The 22,422-nt window shown below is 69.9% G+C and carries 16 protein-coding genes; 8 read left to right on the top strand and 8 right to left on the bottom strand.

What is annotated here, in order from left to right; all coding sequences use genetic code 11:
- Nucleotides 1-5 precede the first annotated feature (5 nt).
- The 3 genes from JFB92_RS00555 to JFB92_RS00545 are packed head-to-tail and all read right to left on the bottom strand — an operon-like array spanning nt 6 to nt 4,596.
- Entirely contained in the window at nt 6-2,342 is a 2,337-nt protein-coding gene (locus JFB92_RS00555) for a transglutaminase TgpA family protein (RefSeq protein ID WP_199033806.1), read from the bottom strand.
- Nucleotides 2,339-3,586, bottom strand: a complete 1,248-nt coding sequence (locus JFB92_RS26405) for a DUF58 domain-containing protein (protein WP_199033805.1) — start codon at nt 3,584-3,586, stop codon at nt 2,339-2,341. Before JFB92_RS26405 ends, JFB92_RS00555 begins: the two co-directional genes overlap by 4 nt.
- 2 nt (nt 3,587-3,588) lie before the next feature.
- Nucleotides 3,589-4,596, bottom strand: a complete 1,008-nt coding sequence (locus JFB92_RS00545) for an AAA family ATPase (RefSeq protein ID WP_233162085.1) — start codon at nt 4,594-4,596, stop codon at nt 3,589-3,591.
- Between the two features lie 333 nt (nt 4,597-4,929).
- Here JFB92_RS00545 and leuS point away from each other — a divergent pair, with 333 nt between their 5' ends.
- Both leuS and JFB92_RS00535 read left to right on the top strand, forming a co-directional pair.
- Nucleotides 4,930-7,746 carry a leucine--tRNA ligase gene (gene leuS / locus JFB92_RS00540; protein ID WP_199033804.1) on the top strand — a complete coding sequence of 939 codons (2,817 nt, stop codon included), beginning with the start codon at nt 4,930-4,932 and terminating at the stop codon, nt 7,744-7,746.
- Between the two features lie 198 nt (nt 7,747-7,944).
- Nucleotides 7,945-9,351, top strand: a complete 1,407-nt coding sequence (locus tag JFB92_RS00535) for an endo-1,4-beta-xylanase (protein WP_199033803.1) — start codon at nt 7,945-7,947, stop codon at nt 9,349-9,351.
- Nucleotides 9,352-9,401: 50 nt separating this feature from the next.
- Here JFB92_RS00535 and JFB92_RS00530 read toward each other — a convergent pair whose 3' ends face one another.
- Nucleotides 9,402-9,872, bottom strand: a complete 471-nt coding sequence (locus JFB92_RS00530) for a Dps family protein (RefSeq protein WP_199033802.1) — start codon at nt 9,870-9,872, stop codon at nt 9,402-9,404.
- A 234-nt stretch (nt 9,873-10,106) separates the two neighbouring features.
- On the opposite strand from JFB92_RS00530, the gene JFB92_RS00525 reads away from it, so the two are divergent.
- The 5 genes from JFB92_RS00525 to JFB92_RS00505 all read left to right on the top strand — a co-directional run bounded on the left by JFB92_RS00525 (nt 10,107) and on the right by JFB92_RS00505 (nt 15,809).
- The gene (locus JFB92_RS00525) at nt 10,107-12,404 is read left to right on the top strand and encodes a TIM-barrel domain-containing protein (protein WP_199033801.1); all 2,298 of its coding nucleotides are present in this window, start codon (nt 10,107-10,109) and stop codon (nt 12,402-12,404) included.
- Complete coding sequence (gene xylB, locus JFB92_RS00520) at nt 12,405-13,811, top strand: xylulokinase (protein ID WP_199033800.1); 1,407 nt, start codon at nt 12,405-12,407, stop codon at nt 13,809-13,811.
- A gap of 15 nt (nt 13,812-13,826) precedes the next feature.
- Complete coding sequence (xylA, locus tag JFB92_RS00515; RefSeq protein ID WP_199033799.1) at nt 13,827-14,999, top strand: xylose isomerase; 1,173 nt, start codon at nt 13,827-13,829, stop codon at nt 14,997-14,999.
- Nucleotides 15,000-15,165: 166 nt separating this feature from the next.
- Complete coding sequence (locus tag JFB92_RS00510; protein ID WP_199033798.1) at nt 15,166-15,399, top strand: type II toxin-antitoxin system VapB family antitoxin; 234 nt, start codon at nt 15,166-15,168, stop codon at nt 15,397-15,399.
- Nucleotides 15,387-15,809: a PIN domain nuclease gene (locus JFB92_RS00505; protein ID WP_199033797.1), complete on the top strand. Its 423-nt coding sequence runs from the start codon at nt 15,387-15,389 to the stop codon at nt 15,807-15,809. Before JFB92_RS00510 ends, JFB92_RS00505 begins: the two co-directional genes overlap by 13 nt.
- A 218-nt stretch (nt 15,810-16,027) precedes the next feature.
- Here JFB92_RS00505 and JFB92_RS00500 read toward each other — a convergent pair whose 3' ends face one another.
- Both JFB92_RS00500 and JFB92_RS00495 read right to left on the bottom strand, forming a co-directional pair.
- Nucleotides 16,028-16,576: a GNAT family N-acetyltransferase gene (locus JFB92_RS00500; protein WP_199033796.1), complete on the bottom strand. Its 549-nt coding sequence runs from the start codon at nt 16,574-16,576 to the stop codon at nt 16,028-16,030.
- A gap of 29 nt (nt 16,577-16,605) precedes the next feature.
- A complete protein-coding gene (locus JFB92_RS00495; protein ID WP_199033795.1) occupies nt 16,606-17,091 on the bottom strand; it encodes an Imm1 family immunity protein in 486 nt (161 codons plus the stop codon).
- Between the two features lie 544 nt (nt 17,092-17,635).
- Here JFB92_RS00495 and JFB92_RS00490 point away from each other — a divergent pair.
- Nucleotides 17,636-20,503 carry an AfsR/SARP family transcriptional regulator gene (locus JFB92_RS00490; RefSeq protein ID WP_199033794.1) on the top strand — a complete coding sequence of 956 codons (2,868 nt, stop codon included), beginning with the start codon at nt 17,636-17,638 and terminating at the stop codon, nt 20,501-20,503.
- Here the strand turns inward: JFB92_RS00490 and JFB92_RS00485 are convergent.
- On the bottom strand, nt 20,493-21,281 hold the full coding sequence (locus JFB92_RS00485; protein WP_199033793.1) for an ABC transporter permease: 789 nt from the start codon (nt 21,279-21,281) through the stop codon (nt 20,493-20,495). The genes JFB92_RS00490 and JFB92_RS00485 overlap by 11 nt on opposite strands.
- A complete protein-coding gene (locus JFB92_RS00480) occupies nt 21,278-22,240 on the bottom strand; it encodes an ATP-binding cassette domain-containing protein (RefSeq protein WP_199033792.1) in 963 nt (320 codons plus the stop codon). Before JFB92_RS00480 ends, JFB92_RS00485 begins: the two co-directional genes overlap by 4 nt.
- Nucleotides 22,241-22,422: the final 182 nt, after the last annotated feature.

Raw genomic sequence — 22,422 nt, 5'->3', positions numbered from 1 at the left:
CCAGACTACGGGCGGCCTGTGACAGGTCCCGGACGGCCCGCGTTCGAACGCCGCGGCCACCGCAGCGTCGGCCGCTTCCGATCGCGGCGGCCCGAGACGCGCTCGCGCCAGGCCGAGAACCGATCGGCCAGGGACGCCGGCCGGAAGATCGCCTGGAACCGGGTCCGCTGGTCGACGCTCTTGTCGAGCGCGATCCGCAGATCCTTGACCGCGTCGGGGAGCCCGTCGATCAGCGCGCCGCGGCCGGAGTACCGGTGGAGCTCCACCGCCGAAGCCAGCGCGGACACGGGCGCCCGCGAGGCCGGCACGGCCTGCGCGAGCGAGGCCGCGGCCTGCCGCGGCGTCTGCGCGTCGCCCACGGGCATGCCGTAGTCGCGGGCGAGGTCGACCGTCTCGTCCCAGGCGCTCACGGCGCTCAGGCGCTTCGGCCGCAACCGGGTCCACCTGAGGGCCGATCGCCACAGCAGCGGGATCAGCGGGAGCACCGCCAGCAGCGCCAGCGACAGCCACGCGGGGTTGAACCCTCCCGAGTCGTCGCTCTGGCCGATGGCTCCGGCGTCGCTGTCGGGGGTCGGGGACTCCGGAAGCTCCTCGCTGGGGGCCCCGGAGGCCTCATCGGAGGCGCTCGATTCGTCGGTGGGGGACTCGGTGCCCTCGTCGGGCTCCTCGATGCTCTCGTCGGGCTCGTCGTCCCAGGGGATGTTGAGCGAACCGGACACGCCCGTGCCAGGGGTCGGGTCGAACGGCACCCAGCCCTGCCCGTCGAAGTAGACCTCGACCCACGCGTGGAAGTTGTTGCTGGTGAGGGTCCATTGCTCGCCGTCGTAGCTGCCCTTGCTCAGACCGATGACGACCCGGGTGGGCACGTCGGCCACGCGCAGCATCCAGGCCATCGCGCTCGCGTACTGCTGGCAGAAGCCCTCCCCGGACTCCAGGAAGTTCAGGATCGCCTCGTCGTTGCCGCTGTTGCCGACCTCTTCGTCGTAGGTGAAGCCGTTCTCGGTCGACAGGAAGTCGAGCACGCCCCGAACCTTGTCGAAGTCGCTATCGGCCCCGGCGGTGGCCTCCTCGACGTAGTCGTCGAGCTCGGGGATGTCCCCGGGGTGGTCGGTGTAGTACTGGCGGATCGGGTCGTCCTCCGGAAGCGGGTCGGTCCCGGCCAGTATGTTCTCGTCGAACTGGAAGTCGGTGAACTCGAACGAGAACTCGTCCACGTCGGCCATGCTGGAGTCCTCGCTGCGGATGACGCCGGTCTCGGACTCCACGCCCCACTCGTCGCCCAGGTCGACCGAGACGGGGTCGCCGTAGACGGGCGCGACCTCGTCGATCAGCTCCAGGTTCTCCACGGTCGCCGAGTAGACGTCGCCGCCGTCGTAGGGCAAGGTGTCCAGCGGCTGGACGTCGTCCCAGTCGCCGGGGCCGAAACCGCGGTCGGGGACGAGGTCGTCGGCCACGTGCATCCGCATGTAGAACGGGGTCGGATCGTCGGTGGTGACACGGGCGACCTCGATGGTGTCGGGCCGGTTGAGGGCGCCGCCGAGCTGGGCCCAGGGGTCGACGGCCCCGAAGGAGCCGTCGCCGAGCCCGTCGCCCTCGCCGTAGCCCTGGGCCACCTGGTCGAGCAGGCCGGAGGTGTTGGTCGGGATGATCGTCAGGAGGGCGAGCGTGACGGCGACGAACAGCGCTCCGCTGACCCTCGCGGAGGCGGCCAGCGGCGAGGGGAAGCGCGGGCCCACCAGGTGGCCCTGGCCGGTGAACCGGTGCCCGAAGCGGGAGACGCGCCGCAGGTTGTCGTCGGCGAGGATCCACAGGTAGGCGGCGGCGGGGAGGATGAACCAGAACCAGGAGGTGGCCTCGGGGGAGACCGAGACCGGCACCAGGTACATCGTCAGCAGCGTCAGCCCGGCCAGGGCCGGGGTCCGCAGCCCGACGATGAACATGTCGTGGAGGATCGTCACGAGGCCGACGCCGAACATCGTCAGGAACAGGATGCCGCCCTCGGCCTCGACGGGGGGCGCCAGCACGATGATGTCGGAGATCCCGGCGGCGGCCAGGTTCGCGAAGTGCTCGAAGGTGGCCGGGGTCGGCACGACGAACAGGAACCCGGTGCCGCCGCCGAACCCGACCGTCAGCAGCACCAGCAGCGCGCCGGCCATCGCCAGCGTCTGGAGTCCCTGGCCGCGCCCGCCGGCGCGTACCAGTCCCGCCGAGCCGGAGATGACCGCGATCGTCGCCAGCAGCGGAATCGTCCAGCCCAGCCCGGAGAACAGGCCCAGCATCGGCGTCAGGGTGATCGCGATGCTCGCCGCGGCCACGAGTGTGGCGTGCCGCTGTGAGTTCACGCCGCCACCGCTTTCCACATTCCGAGGCGGGCCCATATCCGCCGCAGATCGGTCCCGGCGACGACCGGCATGACCTGCCAGCCCCCGCTCCTCAATGTCGCGGCGGCCCGGTGGTGCTGCTGGGTGAAGGCCGCCTCGCGCGGGTCGCCCGGACCGTGCGAGGGCCCCCAGCGGACGGGGTCGAGCAGGAGCGCGGCGCAGTGCCCGCCGCGGCGCGCCAACTGCGCCAGCAGCGCGGCCTCTTCGGGCGAAAGGTGGCCGAGCAGGGCCACCAGCGCCGAGGCCGAGCGGTGCCGCTTGGTCTTCTCCACCATGTGCTCGATCGGCGAACCGGTCCCGACCACGACCGTGGCCAGGTACCGCAGCGCCTGGGAGTAGTCGCCCCGGCGGCACTCGAACTCGGCGTCGGCGGTCACCAGCCGCGGCGACATGCCGTCGCGCGTCATGCGAGCCGTGCCGGAGGCGGCGGCCTCCACCATCCACTCGAAGCTGGACTGGTCGCCGTCGCCGCGGTGGGCGCCCCGGCGGGTGTCCAGGAGGATCGTGGCCGAGTTCTCCCAGGGCTGCTCCTCGCGGCGCACCATCAGTTCACCGCGGTGCGCGCTGGCCTTCCAGTGGACGCGGCGCAGGTCGTCGCCGTGGCGGTACTCGCGGATGGCGATGTCGTCGCTGCCGGTGATCGACACCGCCTGCGCCTGAGACTCGTCCGATGACAGCCCCGCGCCGCCGGGGAGCCTGAGGCTCGGCAGCGGCTGGATGCGCGGGGTGACGATCAGCTCGGTCGTCATCGGGAACTCCTGGTTGGACACGGCCAGGCCGAACGGGTCGGACGAGCGCACCCGCAGCGGTCCCAGTTCGTACGAGCCGCGCGCGCCGGGGGTGATCGTGTAGTTCACCACGCTCCGCGAACCCGGGGCCAGGCGCTCGAGCACCAGACGGGGCCGGTTTCCCAGCCGGTAGGGGATGCGGTCCTCCAGCATCAGCGCCGGGGGCCGGCGCCTGCCGATGTTCTGGATGCCCAGCCGCACCTGCGTGTGCTGGCCGGCCTCGACCTGCGCCGGATTGAGGATCCGGTTCGACTCCAGGAGCGGGCGCGTCCAGCGCAGCATCAGCAGTCCGCCCAGTGGCGCGACCGCGGCCAGCATGGCGGCCCGAAGCAGGTCTCCCTCGCCCACCGCCAGGGCGGTGAGTCCGACCGCGAGGCTCACGGCCAGCAGGGTCTTCCCGCGCCCGGTGAGCTCCACCCCTAGTACCTCCCCGGTTGGGAGACGATCGGGACGTGGCGGAGGATGTCGGCCACGATCGCGGTGCTGTCGCCGCCGCCCATGGTGGTCTCGGCGGTCGGGATGAGACGGTGGGCCAGCACCGGGACGGCCAGTTGCTGGATGTCGTCGGGCAGGGCGAAGTCGCGGCCGTCCATGGCCGCCAGGACCCGCGCGCACCGCAGCAGTTGGAGCGTCGCCCGCGGGCTCGCCCCGAGCTTGAGCTGCGCGTTGGAGCGGGTGGCGTTGACCAGGTCCACCGCGTAGCGCTTGAGCTCGGGGGCCAGGTGGACGGCGCGGGCGGTCGCGATCATGCGCACCACGGTCTCGCCGTCGCACACGGGTTTGAGTGCTTCCAGCGGGTTGAACTCGCCGCGGTGGTCGAGCATCGCCAGCTCGGCGCCCACGTCCGGGTAGCCGATGGCCAGGCGGGCGGCGAAGCGGTCGCGCTGGGCCTCGGGGAGGGGGTAGGTGCCCTCCATCTCCACCGGGTTCTGGGTCGCGATGACCATGAACGGGCTGCGCAGCCGGTAGGTGTTGCCGTCGACGGTGACCTGGCGCTCCTCCATGCACTCCAGGAGCGCGGCCTGGGTCTTGGGGCTGGCCCGGTTGATCTCGTCGCCGAGGATCAGGTTGCCGAAGATCGCTCCGGCCTTGAAGACGAAGTCGCGCTTCTCGGGGTCGAAGACGCTGACTCCGGTCACGTCCGAAGGCAGCAGGTCGGGGGTGAACTGGATGCGCCGGACGGTGCAGTCGACCGACTTCGCCAGGGCCTTGGCCAGTTGGGTCTTGCCCACCCCCGGCACGTCCTCGAGCAAGAGATGGCCCTCGGCGAGCATCACCGCCAGAGCGAGCCGGATCGTCGGGGCCTTGCCCTCGATGACCCACTCGACATTGGTCAGGATCGCCTCGGCCGTCGCCTTGAACTCCTGCGGGCTCAAAGGTGTCGGCGCCTGCGCCTGTGCCTGCTGCGGGGATGACTCGAAAGCCAATGGTCCTCCCGGGGATGTGGTTCATGGAGCGGGGAAGGCGTGCCGTGATCGTCGCTTGCCCGCAATCGTACTCGGCCGCTCCCAGCTCGACAGCCCCACCGAATAGGCCGCGCCACCTGCGGAGCGATCGGCTACACTGGGGCCATGCCTCGGCGATTCGAGCTGCTTCTTATATAGCCGTGCTGATCTGAACCTCAGCGCGGCGACCCCCTTGGCGAGCTTGCGAGCCATAAATTGGCCCGGCGTGTTCAGGGGTTTTTTCGTGTCTGGGTTAGATTCCCCGAATACGCCGACCGAAACCGAAGAAGCACACGAGCCACAGGATGACCACCGATGAGCGAACCGACGTACCGATACGACGCCCGCCTGGCCAATGAGATCGAGCCGCGCTGGCAGGCCCGCTGGGAGTCCGAGCGGACCTTCCGGGCGGCCAATCCCGCCGGCGACCTGGCCGAGCCGGACCACCCTCGGGCCGGGGCCCCGAAGCAGTTCGTGATGGACATGTTCCCCTACCCCTCGGGGGAGGGGCTGCACGTGGGCCACCCGCTGGGCTACATCGCCACCGACGTGTACTCCCGCTACCTGCGCATGGCCGGGTACAACGTGCTGCACCCGATGGGCTTCGACGCCTTCGGCCTGCCCACCGAGCAGTACGCCGTGGCCACCGGCCGCCAGCCCGCCGAGATCACCGCCGAGAACATCGCCCGCTACAAGGAGCAGCTGCGGACCCTGGGCATGGGCTACGACACCCGTCGGGAGTTCGCCACCACCGACCCGGACTTCTTCAAGTGGACGCAGTGGATCTTCCTGCAGATCTTCAATTCCTACTACGACACCGAGGCCGACCGGGCCCGGCCGATCGCCGAGCTGATCGCGCGGTTCGAGTCCGGTGAGAAGTCCGCGCCCGACGGGCGGGCCTGGTCTGAGCTGACCGAGGTCGAGCGCCGCCGCGCCGTCGACTCCCACCGCCTGGCCTATGTCACCGAGGCGCCGGTGAACTGGTGCCCGGGCCTGGGCACGGTGCTGTCCAACGAGGAGGTCACCGCCGAGGGCCGCAGCGAGCGTGGGAACTTCCCGGTCTACACCCGGACCCTGAAGCAGTGGATGCTGCGCATCACCGCCTACTCCGAGCGGCTGCTGAGCGACCTGGACGGCCTGGACTGGTTCGACTCGCTGAAGACCATGCAGCGCAACTGGATCGGCAAGTCCACCGGCGCCTACGCCGATTTCGCGACCTACGCGGGGGACATCCGGGTGTTCACCACCCGGCCCGACACGCTGTTCGGGGCCACGTACATGGTCCTGGCCCCCGAGCACGAGCTGGTCGACGCGCTGACCGCCGAGGCCTGGCCGGCCGGCACCCCCGAGGCGTGGAAGGGCGGGCACGCGACCCCGGCCGAGGCCGTCACCGCCTACCGCAACGAGGCCGCCGCGAAGACCGACGTCGAGCGGCAGGCCGACGCCAAGCAGAAGACCGGCGTGTTCATCGGCGGCTACGCGACCAACCCGGTCAACGGCGAGAGCATCCCGGTCTTCATCGCCGACTACGTGCTGGCCGGGTACGGCACCGGCGCGATCATGGCCGTCCCGGCCCACGACGAGCGCGACTTCGCCTTCGCCAGGGCCTTCGGCGTCCCGATCCGCCAGGTCGTCGCGGGCAAGGACGAGTGGGACGGCGAGTCGGCCTTCACCGACAACGTCGACGGCGTGTGCGTCAACTCGGACTTCCTGAACGGGCTGAAGGTCCCCGAGGCCAAGGCGCGGATCGCCGCCTGGCTGGCCGAGAAGGGCCGCGGCGAGGCCACGGTGACCTACCGGCTGCGCGACTGGCTGTTCAGCCGCCAGCGCTACTGGGGCGAGCCGTTCCCGATCGTCTACGACGAGACGGGCCTGCCGGTGGCGCTGCCCGAGGAGATGCTGCCGGTCGAGCTGCCGCAGATGGAGGACTTCTCGCCCAAGACCTTCGACCCCGAGGACGCCGACACCGCGCCCGAGCCGCCGCTGGGCCGGGCCAAGGAGTGGGTCGAGGTCGAGCTGGACCTGGGCGACGGACCGAAGACCTACACCCGCGAGCTGAACACGATGCCGAACTGGGCCGGCTCGTCCTGGTACCAGCTGCGCTACACCGACCCGCACGACTCGGAGCGGATCGCCGAATCGGCCAACGAGTCGTACTGGATGGGCCCGCAGGGCGAGGGCGACGTCGGCGGCGTCGACCTGTACATCGGCGGGGTCGAGCACGCGGTCCTGCACCTGCTGTACGCCCGGTTCTGGCAGAAGGTCCTGTACGACCTGGGCCACGTCTCCAGCCCCGAGCCGTTCCGGCGCCTGTTCAACCAGGGCTACATCCAGGCGCCCGCCTTCACCGACGCGCGCGGGGTCTACGTGCCCGCCGACGAGGTCGAGGAGCGCGACGGCGTCTTCTACTACCAGGGCGAGAAGGTCAACCGCGAGTTCGGCAAGATCGGCAAGTCCCTGAAGAACGTGGTCACCCCCGACGGCATGTGCGCCGAGTACGGGGCCGACACGTTCCGGGTCTACGAGATGTCGATGGGCCCGCTGGCCGACTCCAAGCCGTGGGAGACCCGCGCAGTGGTCGGCTCGCACCGGTTCCTGCAGCGCCTGTGGCGCAACATCGTCGACGAGGACACCGGAGAGGTCGTCGTGGTCGACGCCGAGCCGGACGAGGCGACGCTGAAGGAGCTGCACAAGGCGATCGCCGGGGTCCACGAGGACTACCGGCACCTGCGGATGAACACCGCCGTGGCCAAGCTGATCACGCTGAACAACCACGTGACCGGCCTGGAGGAGGTGCCGCGGAGCGTGGCCGAGGCGCTGGTGAAGATGGCCGCCCCGGTGGCCCCGCACATCGCCGAGGAGCTGTGGGAGCGCCTGGGACACGACGGGGGGATCGCCTACGCGGACTTCCCGGTGGCCGAGGAGCGCTACCTGGTCGAGGAGACCGTCACCTATCCGGTGCAGGTCAACGGCAAGGTGCGCGGCCGCATCGAGGTGGCCGCCGACGCCGCCGAGGAGACGGTGCGCGAGGCCGCGCTGGCCGAGGAGAAGGTGGCCGCGAACGTGGCCGGCAAGGACGTCAAGAAGGTCATCGTGATTCCGGGCCGGATGGTCTCGGTCGTCGCCAAATAGCTCGCGAGCGGAGGGCGGGCCCGATTGCGGGGCCCGCCCTCCGTCGTCTCCGGGTCCCGCCGATCTGGCGGCATTGACCAAGATCTATGTATCCGCTAGGCTGTGCTCACCTCACTGGGAGCGCTCCGCCTCCGGTGGGGCCAAGTACTTCGGAACAGCCTCGTTCCCTCACGCGCGGCAGAAGCATGAGGAGCAATAGTGTTGCAAACTCGCACCCGCCGTCGAGCATGGATCGCGGGGATCGTGGCCGCGGTCGTGGCGTTCGCCGGCGTCGCGCTGTCGGCCCAGTACGCCCATGCGCAGACCACCCTCCGCGGTGCCGCAGATGCGCTCGGCATCGACATCGGCGTCGCCGTCGACGTCAACAAACTCCAGAACGACCAGACCTATCGCGACATCGTGGCCACCGAGTTCAACTCGGTCACCGCCGAGAACGTGATGAAGATGGAGACCCTGCAGCCCAGCAAGGGCCAGTACAACTTCGGCCAGGCCGACACGCTGGTCGCCTTCGCCCAGCAGAACGGGCAGTCCGTCTACGGGCACACCCTGGTCTGGCACAGCCAGTCTCCCGACTGGGTCGAGAACGAGTCCGGCCAGACGCTGCGCCAGTCGATGCAGGACCACATCACGACCGTGATGGACCACTTCGAGGGCGACGTGTTCGCCTGGGACGTGGTCAACGAGGTCGTCAGCGACAACAACGGCCAGCTGCGCGACTCGTTCTGGCTCCAAGGGCTCGGCGAGAGCTACATCACCGACGCGTTCGAGTTCGCCCGCCAGGCCGACCCGAACGCCGACCTATACATGAACGACTACTCCATCGACGGGATCAACGCCAAGTCCGACCGGTACTACGAGCTGGCGCAGGGCCTGGTGAACCAGGGCCTGCTGGACGGGATGGGCTTCCAGGCCCACCTGATCCTGGGCCAGGTGCCCGGCAACATGGAGCAGAACCTCCAGCGCTTCGCCGACCTCGGCCTGAAGGTGCGCATCACCGAGCTGGACATCCGCATGGACCTGCCCAGCAGCCAGCAGATGTTCGAGCAGCAGGCGCAGGACTTCGAGCGCGTGGTGAACATCTGCACCAACCTGGCCGACTGCTCGGGCGTGACGGTCTGGGGCGTGCGCGACAGCGACTCGTGGGTGCCCGACGTGTTCGACGGCCAGGGCGACCCGCTGCTGTTCAACGACGACGGCAGCAAGAAGCCGGCCTACGACGCGGTCCTGAACGCCCTCGGCGGCGACCCGGACGAGACCACCCCGCCCGACGACACCACTCCGCCCGACGAGACCACCCCGCCCGCGGACGGCGACTGCACCGCCCGGATCGAGGTGGTCAACGACTGGGGCTCGGGCTGGCAGGCCAATGTGTCGGTCACCGCGGGCCAGGCGGCCGTGGACGGCTGGACGCTCACGTGGGACTGGCCGAGCGGGCAGTCCATATCCAGTTCGTGGAACGCCGACATCTCGACCTCGGGGTCGACGGTGACCGCGGGCGACGTGGGCTGGAACGCCGGCGTCGGCGCGGGCCAGACCAGGGAGGTGTTCGGCTTCATCGGATCGGGAACCAGCGCTGAGCCGTCGGTGACCTGCCAAGCCGGCTGACGCCGACCGTTCGACAGAGGGTGAGGGTCCGGGGGTGCGAACCCGGGCCCTCAGTTCAATTCGGCCTGGAACATCCAGGACTGCTTCTCCAGCTCGGCGGTGATGCCGATGAGGATGTCCTGGGTGACCGGGTCGGCGGTGTCGGTCACTTCGATGCGTTCGCGCATCTTGCCTATGATCGCCGTGTAGGCGTCGATGAACAGGGAGACGACCTCGCTGTCGGCGATCTGGCCGGGCTCGATCTTGGGAGCCGAGGACTCGTCGGCGACCGTGAGCGCCCGCCCGTCGGCGCTGGCGCCGATCGCGATGGCGCGCTCGGCGACGGTGTCGGCCGCGTTGCGGGCGGTGTTGACGGTCTCGTCGAGCTGGAGGTGGAGCGAGCGGAAGTGCTTCCCGTAGACGTTCCAGTGGGCCTGCTTGCCGATCAGCGACAGGTCGATGAGGTCGACCAGGGCGCCCTGGAGCGCGTCGGCGGCTATCTTGCGGTTCTCTTCGGTCAAGCTGGAGCGGACGGTTGACATCTCGACACCTCGCAGGGAGCGTTCGGTTCCTCTGGTCTCTCATTCAGGGTAGTGGGGCAGTACCCGGGTTCGCATGAAGTAATGCAATGCCCCCCGATGTCATTTGTTGGATTAGTCGATAAACTAAAGGCGACGCCCACCGGACCGGACCGGCGGCGCGGGGCCGCAGCGGCGGCCCGCAGGGTTCGCCGTGAGAGGCGAGCAAGTTGGAAACCTCGAACTGCAGGAGACACGATGCCTTACCGCCCACCGCTGGTCGCACGCGAGTTCTTCTTCGCCGAGCCCCCGGAGCTGCACCAGCGCGGCCCCGGTGAGGAGGGCCTGTCGGCGGTCCGGGCCGCCGAGGTCGTCGAGGCCGGCCCCGCCTCGGTCCTGCTCAAGGCCCGCACCTCGGCCGACGAGGAACTCTACGTCGACCTCGCCGCCGTCGCCGAGGGCGTGGTGCGCGCCCGCCTCTCGGCCGACCCGGCGGCCCGCCCCGCCTCCGAGCGGATCACCGAGATGGTCCACGCCGGAACCTACGATCGGGCCAAGGTCTCGGTCGAGGGCGGCACCGTCACCGTCGACGCCGGCCCGGTGCGCGCCGTAGCCACGCTCGCGACCTGGTCGCTGCGCTACGAGGACGCCTCGGGACGCACCCTGGTCGCCCAGAACCCCGGCGAGCAGGACATCTCCGGACGCCTGCGCACCCTGCCGTTCGGACGGTCCCTCGTCGACGGCGAACCGGCCGCCTACCACGAGTCCTTCACCTGCCCGCCCGACGAGGCGTTCGCCGGGTTCGGCGAGCGCTTCGCCCCGCTCAACGCCCGCGGCCAGCGCCCGGTGATCTGGAACTTCGACGCCTTCGGCTCGGAGTCCATCCGCGCCTACAAGAACGTGCCGCTCTACCTGTCCGACCGCGGCTACGCGGTCCTGGTCAACTCCGGGGCCCCGGTCGAGTTCGACATGGCCCAGGCCACGCACGGCGCCGTCGAGATCGTCGCCCCCGACGAGGTCCTGGAGTACTTCGTCCTCGACGCGCCCGGCCCCCTGGAGTTCCTCGAGCGCTTCGACGCGCTGACCTGCCGCCCCGTGCTCCCCCCGAAGTGGGCGTTCGGAACCTGGATCTCCTCGGGCTTCTTCCGGGACAGCCAGGACCGCGTGATGGACCGGGCCAAGAAGATCCGCGAGCGGGGCATCCCCTGCGACGTGCTCCACCTGGACACCTTCTGGCAGCACGAGCCCCACTGGTCCGACCTCCAGTGGGACCCGGCCGCCTTCCCCGAGCCCGAGAAGATGCTCGCCGATCTGGCCGAGCAGGGCTTCAAGGTCTGCCTGTGGATGAACTCCTACATCTCCCACAAGTCCCCGGTGTTCGCCGAGGGCGACAGCAAGGGCTACTTCCTCAAGAACGCCGCCGGCGAGACCTACGTGGCCGACACCTGGAACGGCTCGCACGAGCCCGGCGGCATCGTCGACTTCACCAATCCCGACGCCGTCGAGTGGTGGAAGGAACTGCTGCGGGGCCCGCTGCGCGCCGGCGCGGCCGCCTACAAGACCGACTTCGCCGAGGGCGTCCCGTTCGACTCCGTGGCCCACAACGGCATGACCGGCACCGAGCTGCACAACGTCTACACCCTGCTCTACAACGACGCGGTGTGCGAGGTCACCCGGGAGATCAACGGCCACGAGCTGGTCTGGGCCCGTTCGTCCTACCTCGGCGGGCAGCGCCACGCCGCCCAGTGGTCCGGCGACGTCCAGACCACCTGGGCGGGCCTGGGCGGCACCATCCGCGGCGGCATCAGCCACGGCCTCTCGGGCATCCCCTACTGGTCGCACGACACCGGCGGCTTCAACGGCCGCCCGTCGGACGAGCTCTACATCCGCTGGGCCCAGTTCGGCGCGCTCTCCCCGCTGCTGCGCTACCACGGCACCACCACCCGCGAGCCGTGGGAGTTCAGCGAGCAGGCCGAGCGGCTCGCGGTCGAATCGCTCGAACTGCGCTACTCGCTGGCGCCGTACCTGTACTCGGCGGCGGTCCGCTCGGCCCGCACCGGCGAGCCGATGCTGCGCGGCCTGAACGTCGACACCCCCGACGACCCGATCGCCTGGACCGCCGACCAGGAGTACCGGCTCGGCCGCGACCTCCTGGTCGCCCCGGTCAACGACCCGTCCGGACGCCGCAAGGTCTACCTTCCGCGGGGCAGGTGGATCGACTTCTGGACCAAGGAGGTCGTCGAGGGCGGACGCTACGTCGACACCGAGCACGGCCTGGAGACCTTCCCGCTGTACGTCCGCTACGGCGCGATCATCCCGCGCGTCGAGCCGGGGCAGACCCTCGGCGACGAGCCGTTCGAGGCGATCACCCTCGAGGTCTGGGGCGCACCGGAAGAGGGCCTGACGCTCTCCGACGTCGACGGCGACACGGTCATCACCGTCGAAACAGTTTCTGAAACAGTTGCCCTGGTGGCGCGCGGCCCCGCCGACATCGCTAGTGTGAGTGTCATCGAAGTTGCGGGCAAGCCCACGAAGGTCGAGCTGGAGCGTGAATAGATGAGCCTCGTCGCTGGAGTCGACTCCTCCACCCAGTCAACGAAGGTCCTGTTGGTCGAGTCCGAGACCGGTGCGATCGTCGACTCCGGCAAGGCTCCCCATCCCGACGGCACCGAGTGCCATCCCGACCGCTGGTGGGAGGCCCTCCAGCGGGCCGGCGAGGGCATCCTCGACCGGGCCGAGGCCGTCGCGGTCTCGGCCCAGCAGCACGGCATGGTCGTCCTCGACGAGAACGACGAGGTCATCCGGCCCGCGCTGCTGTGGAACGACACCCGCTCGGCCCCGCAGGCCGAGCGCCTGATCGCCGAGGGCGGCGGCCCCCGGTCGTGGGCCGAGGAGACCGGGCTGGTCCTGGTGGCGTCCTTCACCGTCACCAAGCTCGCCTGGCTGGCCGAACACGAACCCGAGAACGCGAAGCGGGTCGCCTCGGTCATGCTCCCGCACGACTGGCTGACGATGAAGCTGCGCGGCGCGACCGCCGCCGAGGCCACCACCGACCGCTCCGACGCCTCCGGCACCGGCTACTGGTCGCCGCGGACGGGGGAGTACCTGCCCGACAGGCTCGTCCGGGCCCTCGGCCACGAGGCCGCGCTGCCCCGCACGGCCGCCCCGAACGAGATCGTCGGGCGCACCCCGAGCGGCGCGGCGGTCGCGCCCGGCACCGGCGACAACGCCGGGGCCGCGCTCGGCCTCGGCCTCGGGTCCGGCGACGTGGTCGTCTCCCTGGGCACCTCCGGGACCGTCTTCGGCGTCTCGGACGTGCCCGCGGCCGACCCGTCCGGCCAGGTCGCAGGCTTCGCCGACGCCACCGGCCGATTCTTGCCGCTGGTTACCACCCTCAACGCCGCACGGGTGATCGACACCGTCCGGCGCCTGCTCGATGTCGACCACGCCGACTTCGACGCGCTGGCCCTCCAGGCCGAGTCCGGCTCCGGCGGGCTGACGCTCCTGCCGTACCTCGACGGCGAGCGCACCCCCAACCGGCCGAACGCCCGCGGCGTCCTCGCCGGCCTGACCACCGGCGCCACGCGCGCCGACCTGGCCCGCGCCGCCGTCGAAGGCATGCTCTCGGCCCTGGCCGACGGACTCGCGGCGGTCGCCGCCCAAGGACTCGAGGCCCGGAGGGTGCTGCTGATCGGCGGCGCCTCCGCCTCGGAAGCCGTCCGACAGATCGCTCCGGCGGTCTTCGGCGTAGATGTGGAAGTCCCTCCGACGGCCGAGTACGTGGCGCTCGGCGCGGCCAAACAGGCCGCCTGGGCGCTGTCGGGCTCGGCCAATCCGCCACAGTGGAATGTAGGTGACACGGCGAAGTTCAGTGGCTCGAGTTCCGGTTCTGCCGCAACTGCTGTGTCCGAGCAGTATTCGACGCTCAGGGACGAAACCGCCTCCTGGGCGTCTCACCAGTAAGCAAAGGACACCATTATGAGCGACAAATTCACACCGACCCCCGAGGACAAGTTCTCGTTCGGGATCTGGACGGTCGGCTGGGCCGCCCAAGACGTGTTCGGCCCGGCCACCCGTGCGCCGATGGCCGCCGAACGCGCCGTCCGCAAGCTTGCCGAGATCGGCGCGTACGGCGTGAACTTCCACGACAACGACGTCTTCGACTTCGACGCGAGCGAGTCCGAGCGCGACGAGCGCATCTCGGCCTTCCGCAAGGCCCTGGACGAGACCGGCCTGAAGGTCACCACCGCCACCACGAACCTGTTCGGCCACCCGATCTTCAAGGACGGCGGGTTCACCCACAACGACCGCGAGGTGCGCCGCTTCGCCATCGCCAAGGTGATGCGCAACCTGGACCTGGCCGCCGAGCTGGGCGCGGAGGTCTACGTGTGCTGGGGCGGGCGCGAGGGCGCCGAGTCCGGCGGGTCCAAGGACGTGCAGTCGGCCATGGCCCGCATGAAGGAGGCCTTCGACGTCCTCGGCGACTACGTGGTCTCCCAGGGCTACGACATCCGCTTCGCGATCGAGCCGAAGCCGAACGAGCCGCGCGGGAACATCCTGCTGCCGACCCTCGGGCACGCCCTGGCGTTCATCAACGAGCTGGAGCGCCCGGAACTGGTGGGCATCAACCCCGAGATCGGGCACGAGGAGATGGCCGGGCTCGACTACGCGGCCGGCATCCGGCAGGCCCTGTGGCACGACAAGCTCTACCACATCGACCTCAACGGCCAGACCGGCCCGCGCTACGACCAGGACCTGCGCTTCGGCGCCGGGAACGTCGGCGGGGCGTTCTGGGTCGTCGACGCGGTCGAGGAGGGCATCGCCCAGGGCAAGTACACCGGGCCGATCCACTTCGACTTCAAGCCCCCGCGGACCGAGGACGACGAGGGCGTGTGGGTCTCGGCCGCGGCGTGCATGCGCAACTACCTGATCCTGCGCGACAAGGTCAAGGCGTTCCGCGCCGACCCGGCCGTCCAGGACGCCCTGAAGGCCGCGCGGGTCGACCGTCTGGCCGTCCCGACCCTGGCCGAAGGCGAGACCGCCGCCGACCTCAAGGGCATCGAAGTCGACGTCGCGGGCCTGGCCGCCAAGGGCATGGCCTTCGAACACCTCGACCAGCTCGCCTTGGAACACCTCTACGGCGTGCGCTAGCCATCGCTTTACCGCACCTTGGCCCCGGAGCTACCTCCGGGGCCAAGGTGCGGTGTGGTCTAGGCCGGAGGGCGAGATGCATCGATACTTTCTGTTCAGGTATTTCTACACGCCGACGATATGGGTATGATCTATTGGGGTGAGCACTTAGAGTGAGGGGGTGACAATGACAATGTCGAAGACATCAGGAACCTCGAGAACAGTACTGAACCTGAATGACGAGCTCGTGACCAAGGCCAGCCAGATATTCGGGACGACGACGAAGGTAGGTACCGTTCACGCCGCTCTGAAGGATGCCGTTGACCGTCAGCGGAGGCTCAACCTCCTCAACTGGTTGGCGGATGGCGGGCTTGAATGGACCGACAGCGATGAGCTCAGGGAGCGCGCATGGCGGCGGTAGCCAAGTACCTCGCTGACACCAGCGTCCTGACCCGCGTCACCAAGCCGACGGTGCTTGAGCGGCTTCAACCGCTGTTCGAGAAGGGCATCGTCGGCATCTGCTCAATAGTCGAAATGGAACTCATCTTCGGAGCACGGGACCCCAGTCACTGTGACCGCATCCGCGACTGGTTTCGAGGATTCGAACACCTTCCGATCACAGATGATGTCACGGAGCGCTCAGTCGAAGTCCGGGCGGCGCTCGTGGAGCGCTCCGAGCATCGCACCGTCAAACTTCCCGATCTGATCATCGCGGCGGCCGCCGAGCGGCACAGAGTCACGGTCCTGCACTATGACAAGGACTTCGACCGGATCGCCAAGATCACCGGCCAGCCCTGCGAGTGGGTCGTCCCTCCGGGCGAGGCAGACTGAGGCGCCGACCCTGGGCGCAGTCGGCCGTGAAATTGAGATCGGGCCCGGGGCGTCAGCCCCGGGCCCGATCTCTTACCCCACACCCATCGTCAAGAGACGGATTTCTCCTAGCACCCCTTGAAAGGAACCCCCTTTGTTCCCCGATGGACGCAACGTTACGGACGCCGGATCGGGATTCCACCCGAAAACCATTAGAGGTTCATTAGAACTCCGGAGCCTCAGGGCTCGACCGGCGTCGTCGGGCGCGGCGGGTCCTCCGGTTCGGCCAGTTCGCGCTGCCACAGCACCACGTCGTACCAGGTCCCGAACTTGTATCCGGCCCTTCGGATGGTGCCGACCCGTTCGTAGCCGAAGGCGTCGTGCAGCGCCTCACTGCCGGGGTTGGGGCTGGTCAGCCCGGCCATGACGCTGCGGAAGCCCATCTGCTCCAGCAGCTTGAGCAGGCGGTCGTACAGGGCCGAGCCGACGCCCTTGCCGGTCTGGCCGTCGGCGATGTAGACCGTGCTCTCGGCCGTCCATGCATAGGCGCCGCGCGGGTTCCACGGCTTGGCGTAGGCGACCCCGACCACGATCGGGCCCTCGCAGGCGACGATCCAGGGGAAACGCCGTCCGAATTCGGCCAGTTCGCGGGCCCATTCGTCCTCGGTCTGGGGCTGGGTGCGCAGATTCGAGGTGTCGTGTTCGATGTAGTGGTTGACGATTGCGCAGATGGCGGGCACATCGTCGGGCCCGGCGGAGCGCACGGAGATGGCTTCGTTGTCGCTCATAACCGGCAATGCTAGCCAAGCGGCCGGTCTCACCAGACCGTACTGGGCCTCCATGAGACCATCTCCGGCCGCAGGCCGCCGGTGGAGCGGAACTCCTCGACCGCGTGGGCCAGGGTCGTCAGCGCGATGTGGGAGTCGGTCGGGAAGGTGCTCTCGGTGTACATGTCCCGGAACAGCCGCACCTCGGGGTGGTACCGGTCCTCGGAGTAGCTGACCCACGCGCCGGGGCCGTAGTCCTCGCCGCCAGGGCCGAAGTAGGCGAGCGCTCCGATCTCGGTCTCGGAGTCGGCGATGATCTTCAGGCCGTGGTCGGGACGCCCGCCCTGCTCGTAGCCGGGCCGGTCGCGCACCAGCGCCGTCGGCACCTGCACCAGGTCGGAGGCCATGATGGTGGCGATCGCGGCGGCCACCCCGTCGGGGTCGCAGGCGAGGAGCACCTGCGGCCCTTTCTCGGTGTGCAGCCTGAACTCGGCGCAGTAGCCGGCGATCCGGAGGCCGGCGGGACCGCCGCTCATGGTGGACTCTCCTTCCGGGTGAGGAGACGCAGGCGCGGACGACTGGGGATCGCGGGGTGAGTCGATTCGAACAGCCATGGCGGACACCGCACCTCATCGGGTCGGGGATTGTCTGAACGACAGTACGTGTATTGACCCGATATATGTGCGACAGAGTCGGAAAATTGACAATAACGGCTCAATGCGCCACAACATCCTGTCTATGCAGATAGTAGATTCCACTGGGGATCGAACTTTCCGTGTTCGCACGGGCACCCGAGCGGACCGGTGCCATCACCGATCCACCTCGGCCCCAACGGTTCCGGCCGTGATCCGGCGAATCGGAGCGAACCCGTCGAACCGGGTGGCGCGAGCGCCCAAGCGGCGGATCGAGCACTCGAAGCGGCGATCGCCGGGCGCGACCGCTCCCGTTGAGTAGGGAATCGGACACAGCTCCGTGGACGATCGGAACCGTCCGGCGCCGCGAGTCGACCCCGAGAGTCCGGCCTCCTGTTCGGGCGGCGCGGTCGAGCGCCGACGAGAGTCCCAAGGCAAGATGATGGGCATGCGTGTAGAGCTGCTCGGGCCGATGCGGGTCCTGGACGACTCCGGCGCGGAGGCCGAGGTCCCCGCCGGCAGGCAGCGCGCGCTGATCGCCAGGCTCGCCCTGGATCCGGGACGGCTGGTCTCGGCGGCGGCCCTCATCGAGGCCGCCTGGGAGGCCGACTCGCCGGCCAACGCCTCCGGAGCCCTCCACACCCAGCTCTCCCGGCTGCGGCGCACGCTCGGCCCGACCCTGCACACCGGCCAGGGCGGCTACCGACTCGACGCCGCGACCGACGTCGCCCAGTTCGAACGGCTCGCCGCCGAGACCGAGACCGCCTCCCGCGAACGGACCGCCTCGACCGTCCGCCGCCTCGCCACCGAGGCGCTGGCGCTCTGGCGCGGTCCGGCTCTGGTCGACGTGGCCGACTCCCGCTTCGCCGACGCCGCCGTCACCCGCCTCGAAGCGCGCCGCGAATCCGTGGCCGGACTGCTCGTCGAGGCCCGGCTCGAACTCGAGGGCCCCGAAGCGGTGCTCGGCGAACTGGCCGCCCGCGCCGCAGCCGACCCGCTCTCCGAGGTCGACGCCGCCCGGCACATGCGGGCACTCGCGGCGGCCGGCCGCCGGGCCGAGGCCCTCGACGTGTACGAGAAGGTCCGCTCCCGACTGGCCGAGGAGCTCGGCGTCGACCCGTCCCGGGCCCTGACCGACGCCCACCTGGACATCCTGCGCGGCGTCGAGGCGTCGCCCCCGCCCGCCGCCGAGAGCCACCTGCCCGAACCGCTCACCTCCTGCATCGGACGCGAACGCGACCTCGAAGCCGTCGAGGCGTCGATGGAGTCCAGCCGCCTGGTGACCCTCACCGGACCCGGCGGCACCGGCAAGACCCGCCTCGCCGTCGAGGTCGGCCACCGGGCCGAACGCCGAGGGGAGACGGTCCGGATGGTCGAGCTGGCGCCGCTGAGCGACCCCCACCAGCTGCCGGACCTGATCGCGGCCTCCCTACACCTGGGCGAGTCGATCCTCTCCCGCCGGCCCGAGGGCGCCCGCGACCGCCTCGAAGAGATCCTCCGCCACCGCTCGCTGCTGCTGATCGTCGACAACTGCGAGCACCTGATCGACCCGGTCGCCGACCTCCTGGCCCGCCTCCTGCCACGAGTCAGGGGACTGCGGGTCCTGTGCACCAGCCGCGAAGCGCTCGGCATCGCCGGCGAGGCGGTCTACCCGCTCGGCCCGCTGTCGCTGCCCGATCCCCGCGAGACCGCGGCCGAACTCGAGGCGCACTCGGCCGTCGGGCTCTTCGCCGAACGCGCCCGCCGCTCCGATCCCTCGTTCGCGCTGACCGAGGCGAACGCCGAGGCCGTCCTCAGCGTCTGCGCGGCGCTCGATGGGCTCCCGCTGGCCATCGAACTGGCCGCCGCCCGGCTGCGTTCGATGAGCGTCGACGACCTCGCCTCCCGCATCCACGACCGGTTCAACCTGCTCAACCGGGGCGACCGCACCGCCGCGCCACGCCAGCGCACCCTGCGCGGCGTCGTCGACTGGAGCTGGAACCTCCTCGACCCGGACGAGCGCCGAGCGCTCGCGCGCATGTCGGTCTTCAACGGCGGAGCCGACCTCGACGCGGTCACGCGGGTCTGCTCGGTCCCGGTCGACCTCGTCGCCGGACTGGTCGAGAAATCCCTGGTCCAAAGGCTCCCCTCCGGGCGCTACCGGCTGCTGGAGACCGTCCGCGAATACGCCGCCTCCCGGCTGGCCGAAATCGGCGAGACCGACCGGACCTACCTGGCCCACTGCGACTACTACACCGAAGTGGCCGCCGAGGCCGAGCCCCACCTCATGGGCGCCGAGCAGGTCGAATGGCTCGAACGCCTCGACGCTGACCACGGCAACCTCACCGCCGCGATCCGGCGGATGATCGCGGCCGGGAACGCCGCCGCCGCGCACCGCCTGGTCGGCCCGCTGGGCTGGTACTGGTGGATGCGCGGCCATCGCGACGAGGGCCAGGAACTGGTGCTCCAGGTCCGAAGCATGGAAGGCGAGGTCGACCCGCTGGACCGGGCGATGGTCGGCATGTCGGCCACTTGGGGCCTGTGGAACGGGGACCTCGACCCGCAGGTGGTCGCCGCCGGCTGGAAGATCAGCAAGGACCTGGCCGACCGCTACGGGCTCTACGAGCGCAAACCGGTGCTGAGGATCGTGCCCGCGCTGCTGGCCCTCATGGAGGACGACGAGTCGGCGCTGCGAGCGTCCCTCGACAGCCTGGAGGCCGAGCGCGACGCCGTGGTCAGGGGCATGATCCTGCTGTTCTGCTCGGGCTTCTCCGAGCGCTCCGGGGAGGTGGAGCGGTCGGACGCCGAACTGATCGAGGCCAACGGCATCTTCGAGCGGATCGGCGAGCGCTTCGGCACGATCATGACGCTTCAGGGCCTGGCCGGAATCCGCGAGGCCCAGGGCGACTACGCCGAGGCCCGGCGGATGGGCGCCCGGGCGCTGCGGCTCGAGTCCGAGTTCGGCGTCGACGCCTCCATGTCGGTCATCGCCGAGGATCTGTGGCGGATGGACGCCGAGCACGGCGAGGACCCCGCGGCGGTGCTGGAGCGCATGCGGGTGGAGCAGCACCGCGCGGCCGAGACCGGAAGCGCCGACAACCTGCTGTCCGCGCGGGTGTCGGCGGCCGTGTGCATGCGCCGTCTGGGACGCACCGAGGAGGCCCGGGACGAGCTCCTGTCGGCCGAGGCCGACCGCCCCAGGTACGTGCAGTTCTCCGAGGTCTCGATCCGGCTCTACAAGCAGCTCGTCGAGGTGGCGCGCGAACTCGGCGACCGCGACTTGGAGCGTCGGGCCGCCGAGTTCGCCGATCAGGCGAAGTGGCCGTTCAGTTCGTGAGCCTGCGCCGGTAGGCCCGGAGCGAGAGCGGGACGAAGACCGCGCAGATCGCGGCGCACCAGCCCAGCAGCGCCGCCACCTCCCCGCCGGGGGTTCCACCATTGAGGAACACCCGCATCGAGTCGGCCAGCGCCGTCAGCGGGTTGAGCTCGGCGAACCACTGGACCGCGCCGGGAAGCGTCTCGATCTCGATGAGCATGCTGGAGGTGTAGGCCAGCGGCATCAGCAGGCTGATCATCCAGGTCTGGATCTGGTCCTCGCTCCTGGCCGTCAAGCCGATCAGGACCATCGCCCATGAGCAGGCGAACATGAACAGCAGCACCGCGCCGGCCGCTCCCAGCACCCCGAGAACGCCGCCGTCGGCCCGGTAGCCGATCGCGAACGCCACGCCGCCGACCACCAGCAGCGCCCAGGCGTGCTTGACGATGTCGGCCGCCACGCGCCCGGCCAGCAGCGCGAATCGCGACACCGGCATCGCGGTGAGCCGGTCGAACACGCCCTCCTTGATGTCGGAGTACATGTTCAGCCCGGTCGAGGTGATCGCGAAGAACAGGCCCATCGCGATGATCGTCGGCCCGGCGTACTGGAGGAAGTCCTGCCAGGTGCCCATCATCTGTCCGCCCATGAAGAACGTGATGGACAGCAGGATCATCAGCGGGATCATGAAGAAGTCGATGAGCTGCGCCGGGTTGTTCCTGATGCCGATCAGGGATCGGCCTGCCATCGACATCGATTGCGCGAACGCGCCCCTGCGGGTGGTCCATGTGACGGCGGTCATGCCGCGACCTCCTCTTCCTGCTCTGTCGTTCGAGTCCTGTGGCCGGTGAGCGTCAGGAACACCTCGTCGAGGGTCGGCTCCTCGAGCCCGAACGAGACCAGGTCGATGCCGGCCTGCGATACCCGCGACATGACGACGGTGGCCTCACCGGCGTGCGTCACCGGCACGATCACCTCGCCGTCCTCGCTCCTGGCCTTGGCGCCTATCGCCCAGTCGGCCAGGTCCACGAGCTGCGGCAGCGCCTCTGGGCGAGCCGGACGCAGCCGCAGCACCAGCCCGCCGACCATCTGCTTGAGTTCCGAGGGCGCGCCGGAGGCGATGACCCGGCCGGAGTCGATGACGGCGATGGAGTCGGCGAGCTGGTCGGCCTCTTCGAGGTACTGGGTGGTGAGCAGTACCGTCGTGCCCTCGGCGACGAGTTCGCGCACGAGCTCCCACAGCCGGCCGCGGCTCTTTGGGTCGAGCCCGGTGGTCGGCTCGTCCAGGAACAGCACCTCGGGCCTCCGGACGATGGAGGCGGCCAGGTCGAGGCGCCGACGCATGCCGCCGGAGTACTTCCTGGCGACCCGGTTCGCGGCGTGGTTCAGTTCGAACCGGTCGATCAGCTCGGCGGCCCGCGCTTTGGCCCGGGGTCTGGAGGCGCCGAGGAGCCGGGCGATGAGGACCAGGTTCTGCTCGCCGGACAGGTCCGGGTCGAGCCCGGCGTACTGGCCGGTCAGTCCGATGCGCTTGCGGACCTCGCCCGGGTGCTCGGCCACGTCCAGGCCGAGCACGCGGGCGGTTCCGGAGTCGGAACGGGTGAGGGTGGTGAGGATGCGCACGGCCGTGGTCTTGCCCGCTCCGTTGGGGCCGAGCACGCCGAGCACGCTCCCCGTCGGGGCGGCCAGGTCCACGCCGTCGAGGGCGCGGACATCGCCGAACGCCTTCACCAGCCCCCTGACTTCGATCGCATGCCGCATGATGAGCCTTTCTGTCTGCGTCTTGCTAGGACGCCTCCAGCCTGCGCACCGGGCCTTTCACTCGGCTTTCACTCTCCTTGCGGTGCGCGGGCATGCGAAGAGGGCCGCCTCCCGGATCCGGGAGGCGGCCCTCTTCGGCTCCGAAACGGAGCCTTCCCTCTCTCACGAGCGGAGTCTTCGGC

The sequence above is a fragment of the Glycomyces salinus genome, from assembly GCF_016428645.1.
GTDB lineage: Bacteria > Actinomycetota > Actinomycetes > Mycobacteriales > Micromonosporaceae > Glycomyces > Glycomyces salinus.
Note: the sequence above shows the minus strand (reverse complement) of the source record. Positions and strands in the feature narration are given on the sequence as shown.

Excerpts from the sequence above, each read along its gene's own strand:
- leuS (WP_199033804.1), top strand. The coding sequence starts at position 4,930 with ATGAGCGAACCGACGTACCGATACGACGCCCGCCTGGCCAATGAGATC.
- JFB92_RS00530 (WP_199033802.1), bottom strand. The coding sequence starts at position 9,872 with ATGTCAACCGTCCGCTCCAGCTTGACCGAAGAGAACCGCAAGATAGCC.
- JFB92_RS00525 (WP_199033801.1), top strand. The coding sequence starts at position 10,107 with ATGCCTTACCGCCCACCGCTGGTCGCACGCGAGTTCTTCTTCGCCGAG.
- xylB (WP_199033800.1), top strand. The coding sequence starts at position 12,405 with ATGAGCCTCGTCGCTGGAGTCGACTCCTCCACCCAGTCAACGAAGGTC.
- xylA (WP_199033799.1), top strand. The coding sequence starts at position 13,827 with ATGAGCGACAAATTCACACCGACCCCCGAGGACAAGTTCTCGTTCGGG.
- JFB92_RS00510 (WP_199033798.1), top strand. The coding sequence starts at position 15,166 with ATGACAATGTCGAAGACATCAGGAACCTCGAGAACAGTACTGAACCTG.
- JFB92_RS00505 (WP_199033797.1), top strand. The coding sequence starts at position 15,387 with ATGGCGGCGGTAGCCAAGTACCTCGCTGACACCAGCGTCCTGACCCGC.
- JFB92_RS00500 (WP_199033796.1), bottom strand. The coding sequence starts at position 16,576 with ATGAGCGACAACGAAGCCATCTCCGTGCGCTCCGCCGGGCCCGACGAT.
- JFB92_RS00495 (WP_199033795.1), bottom strand. The coding sequence starts at position 17,091 with ATGAGCGGCGGTCCCGCCGGCCTCCGGATCGCCGGCTACTGCGCCGAG.
- JFB92_RS00490 (WP_199033794.1), top strand. The coding sequence starts at position 17,636 with ATGCGTGTAGAGCTGCTCGGGCCGATGCGGGTCCTGGACGACTCCGGC.
- JFB92_RS00485 (WP_199033793.1), bottom strand. The coding sequence starts at position 21,281 with ATGACCGCCGTCACATGGACCACCCGCAGGGGCGCGTTCGCGCAATCG.
- JFB92_RS00480 (WP_199033792.1), bottom strand. The coding sequence starts at position 22,240 with ATGCGGCATGCGATCGAAGTCAGGGGGCTGGTGAAGGCGTTCGGCGAT.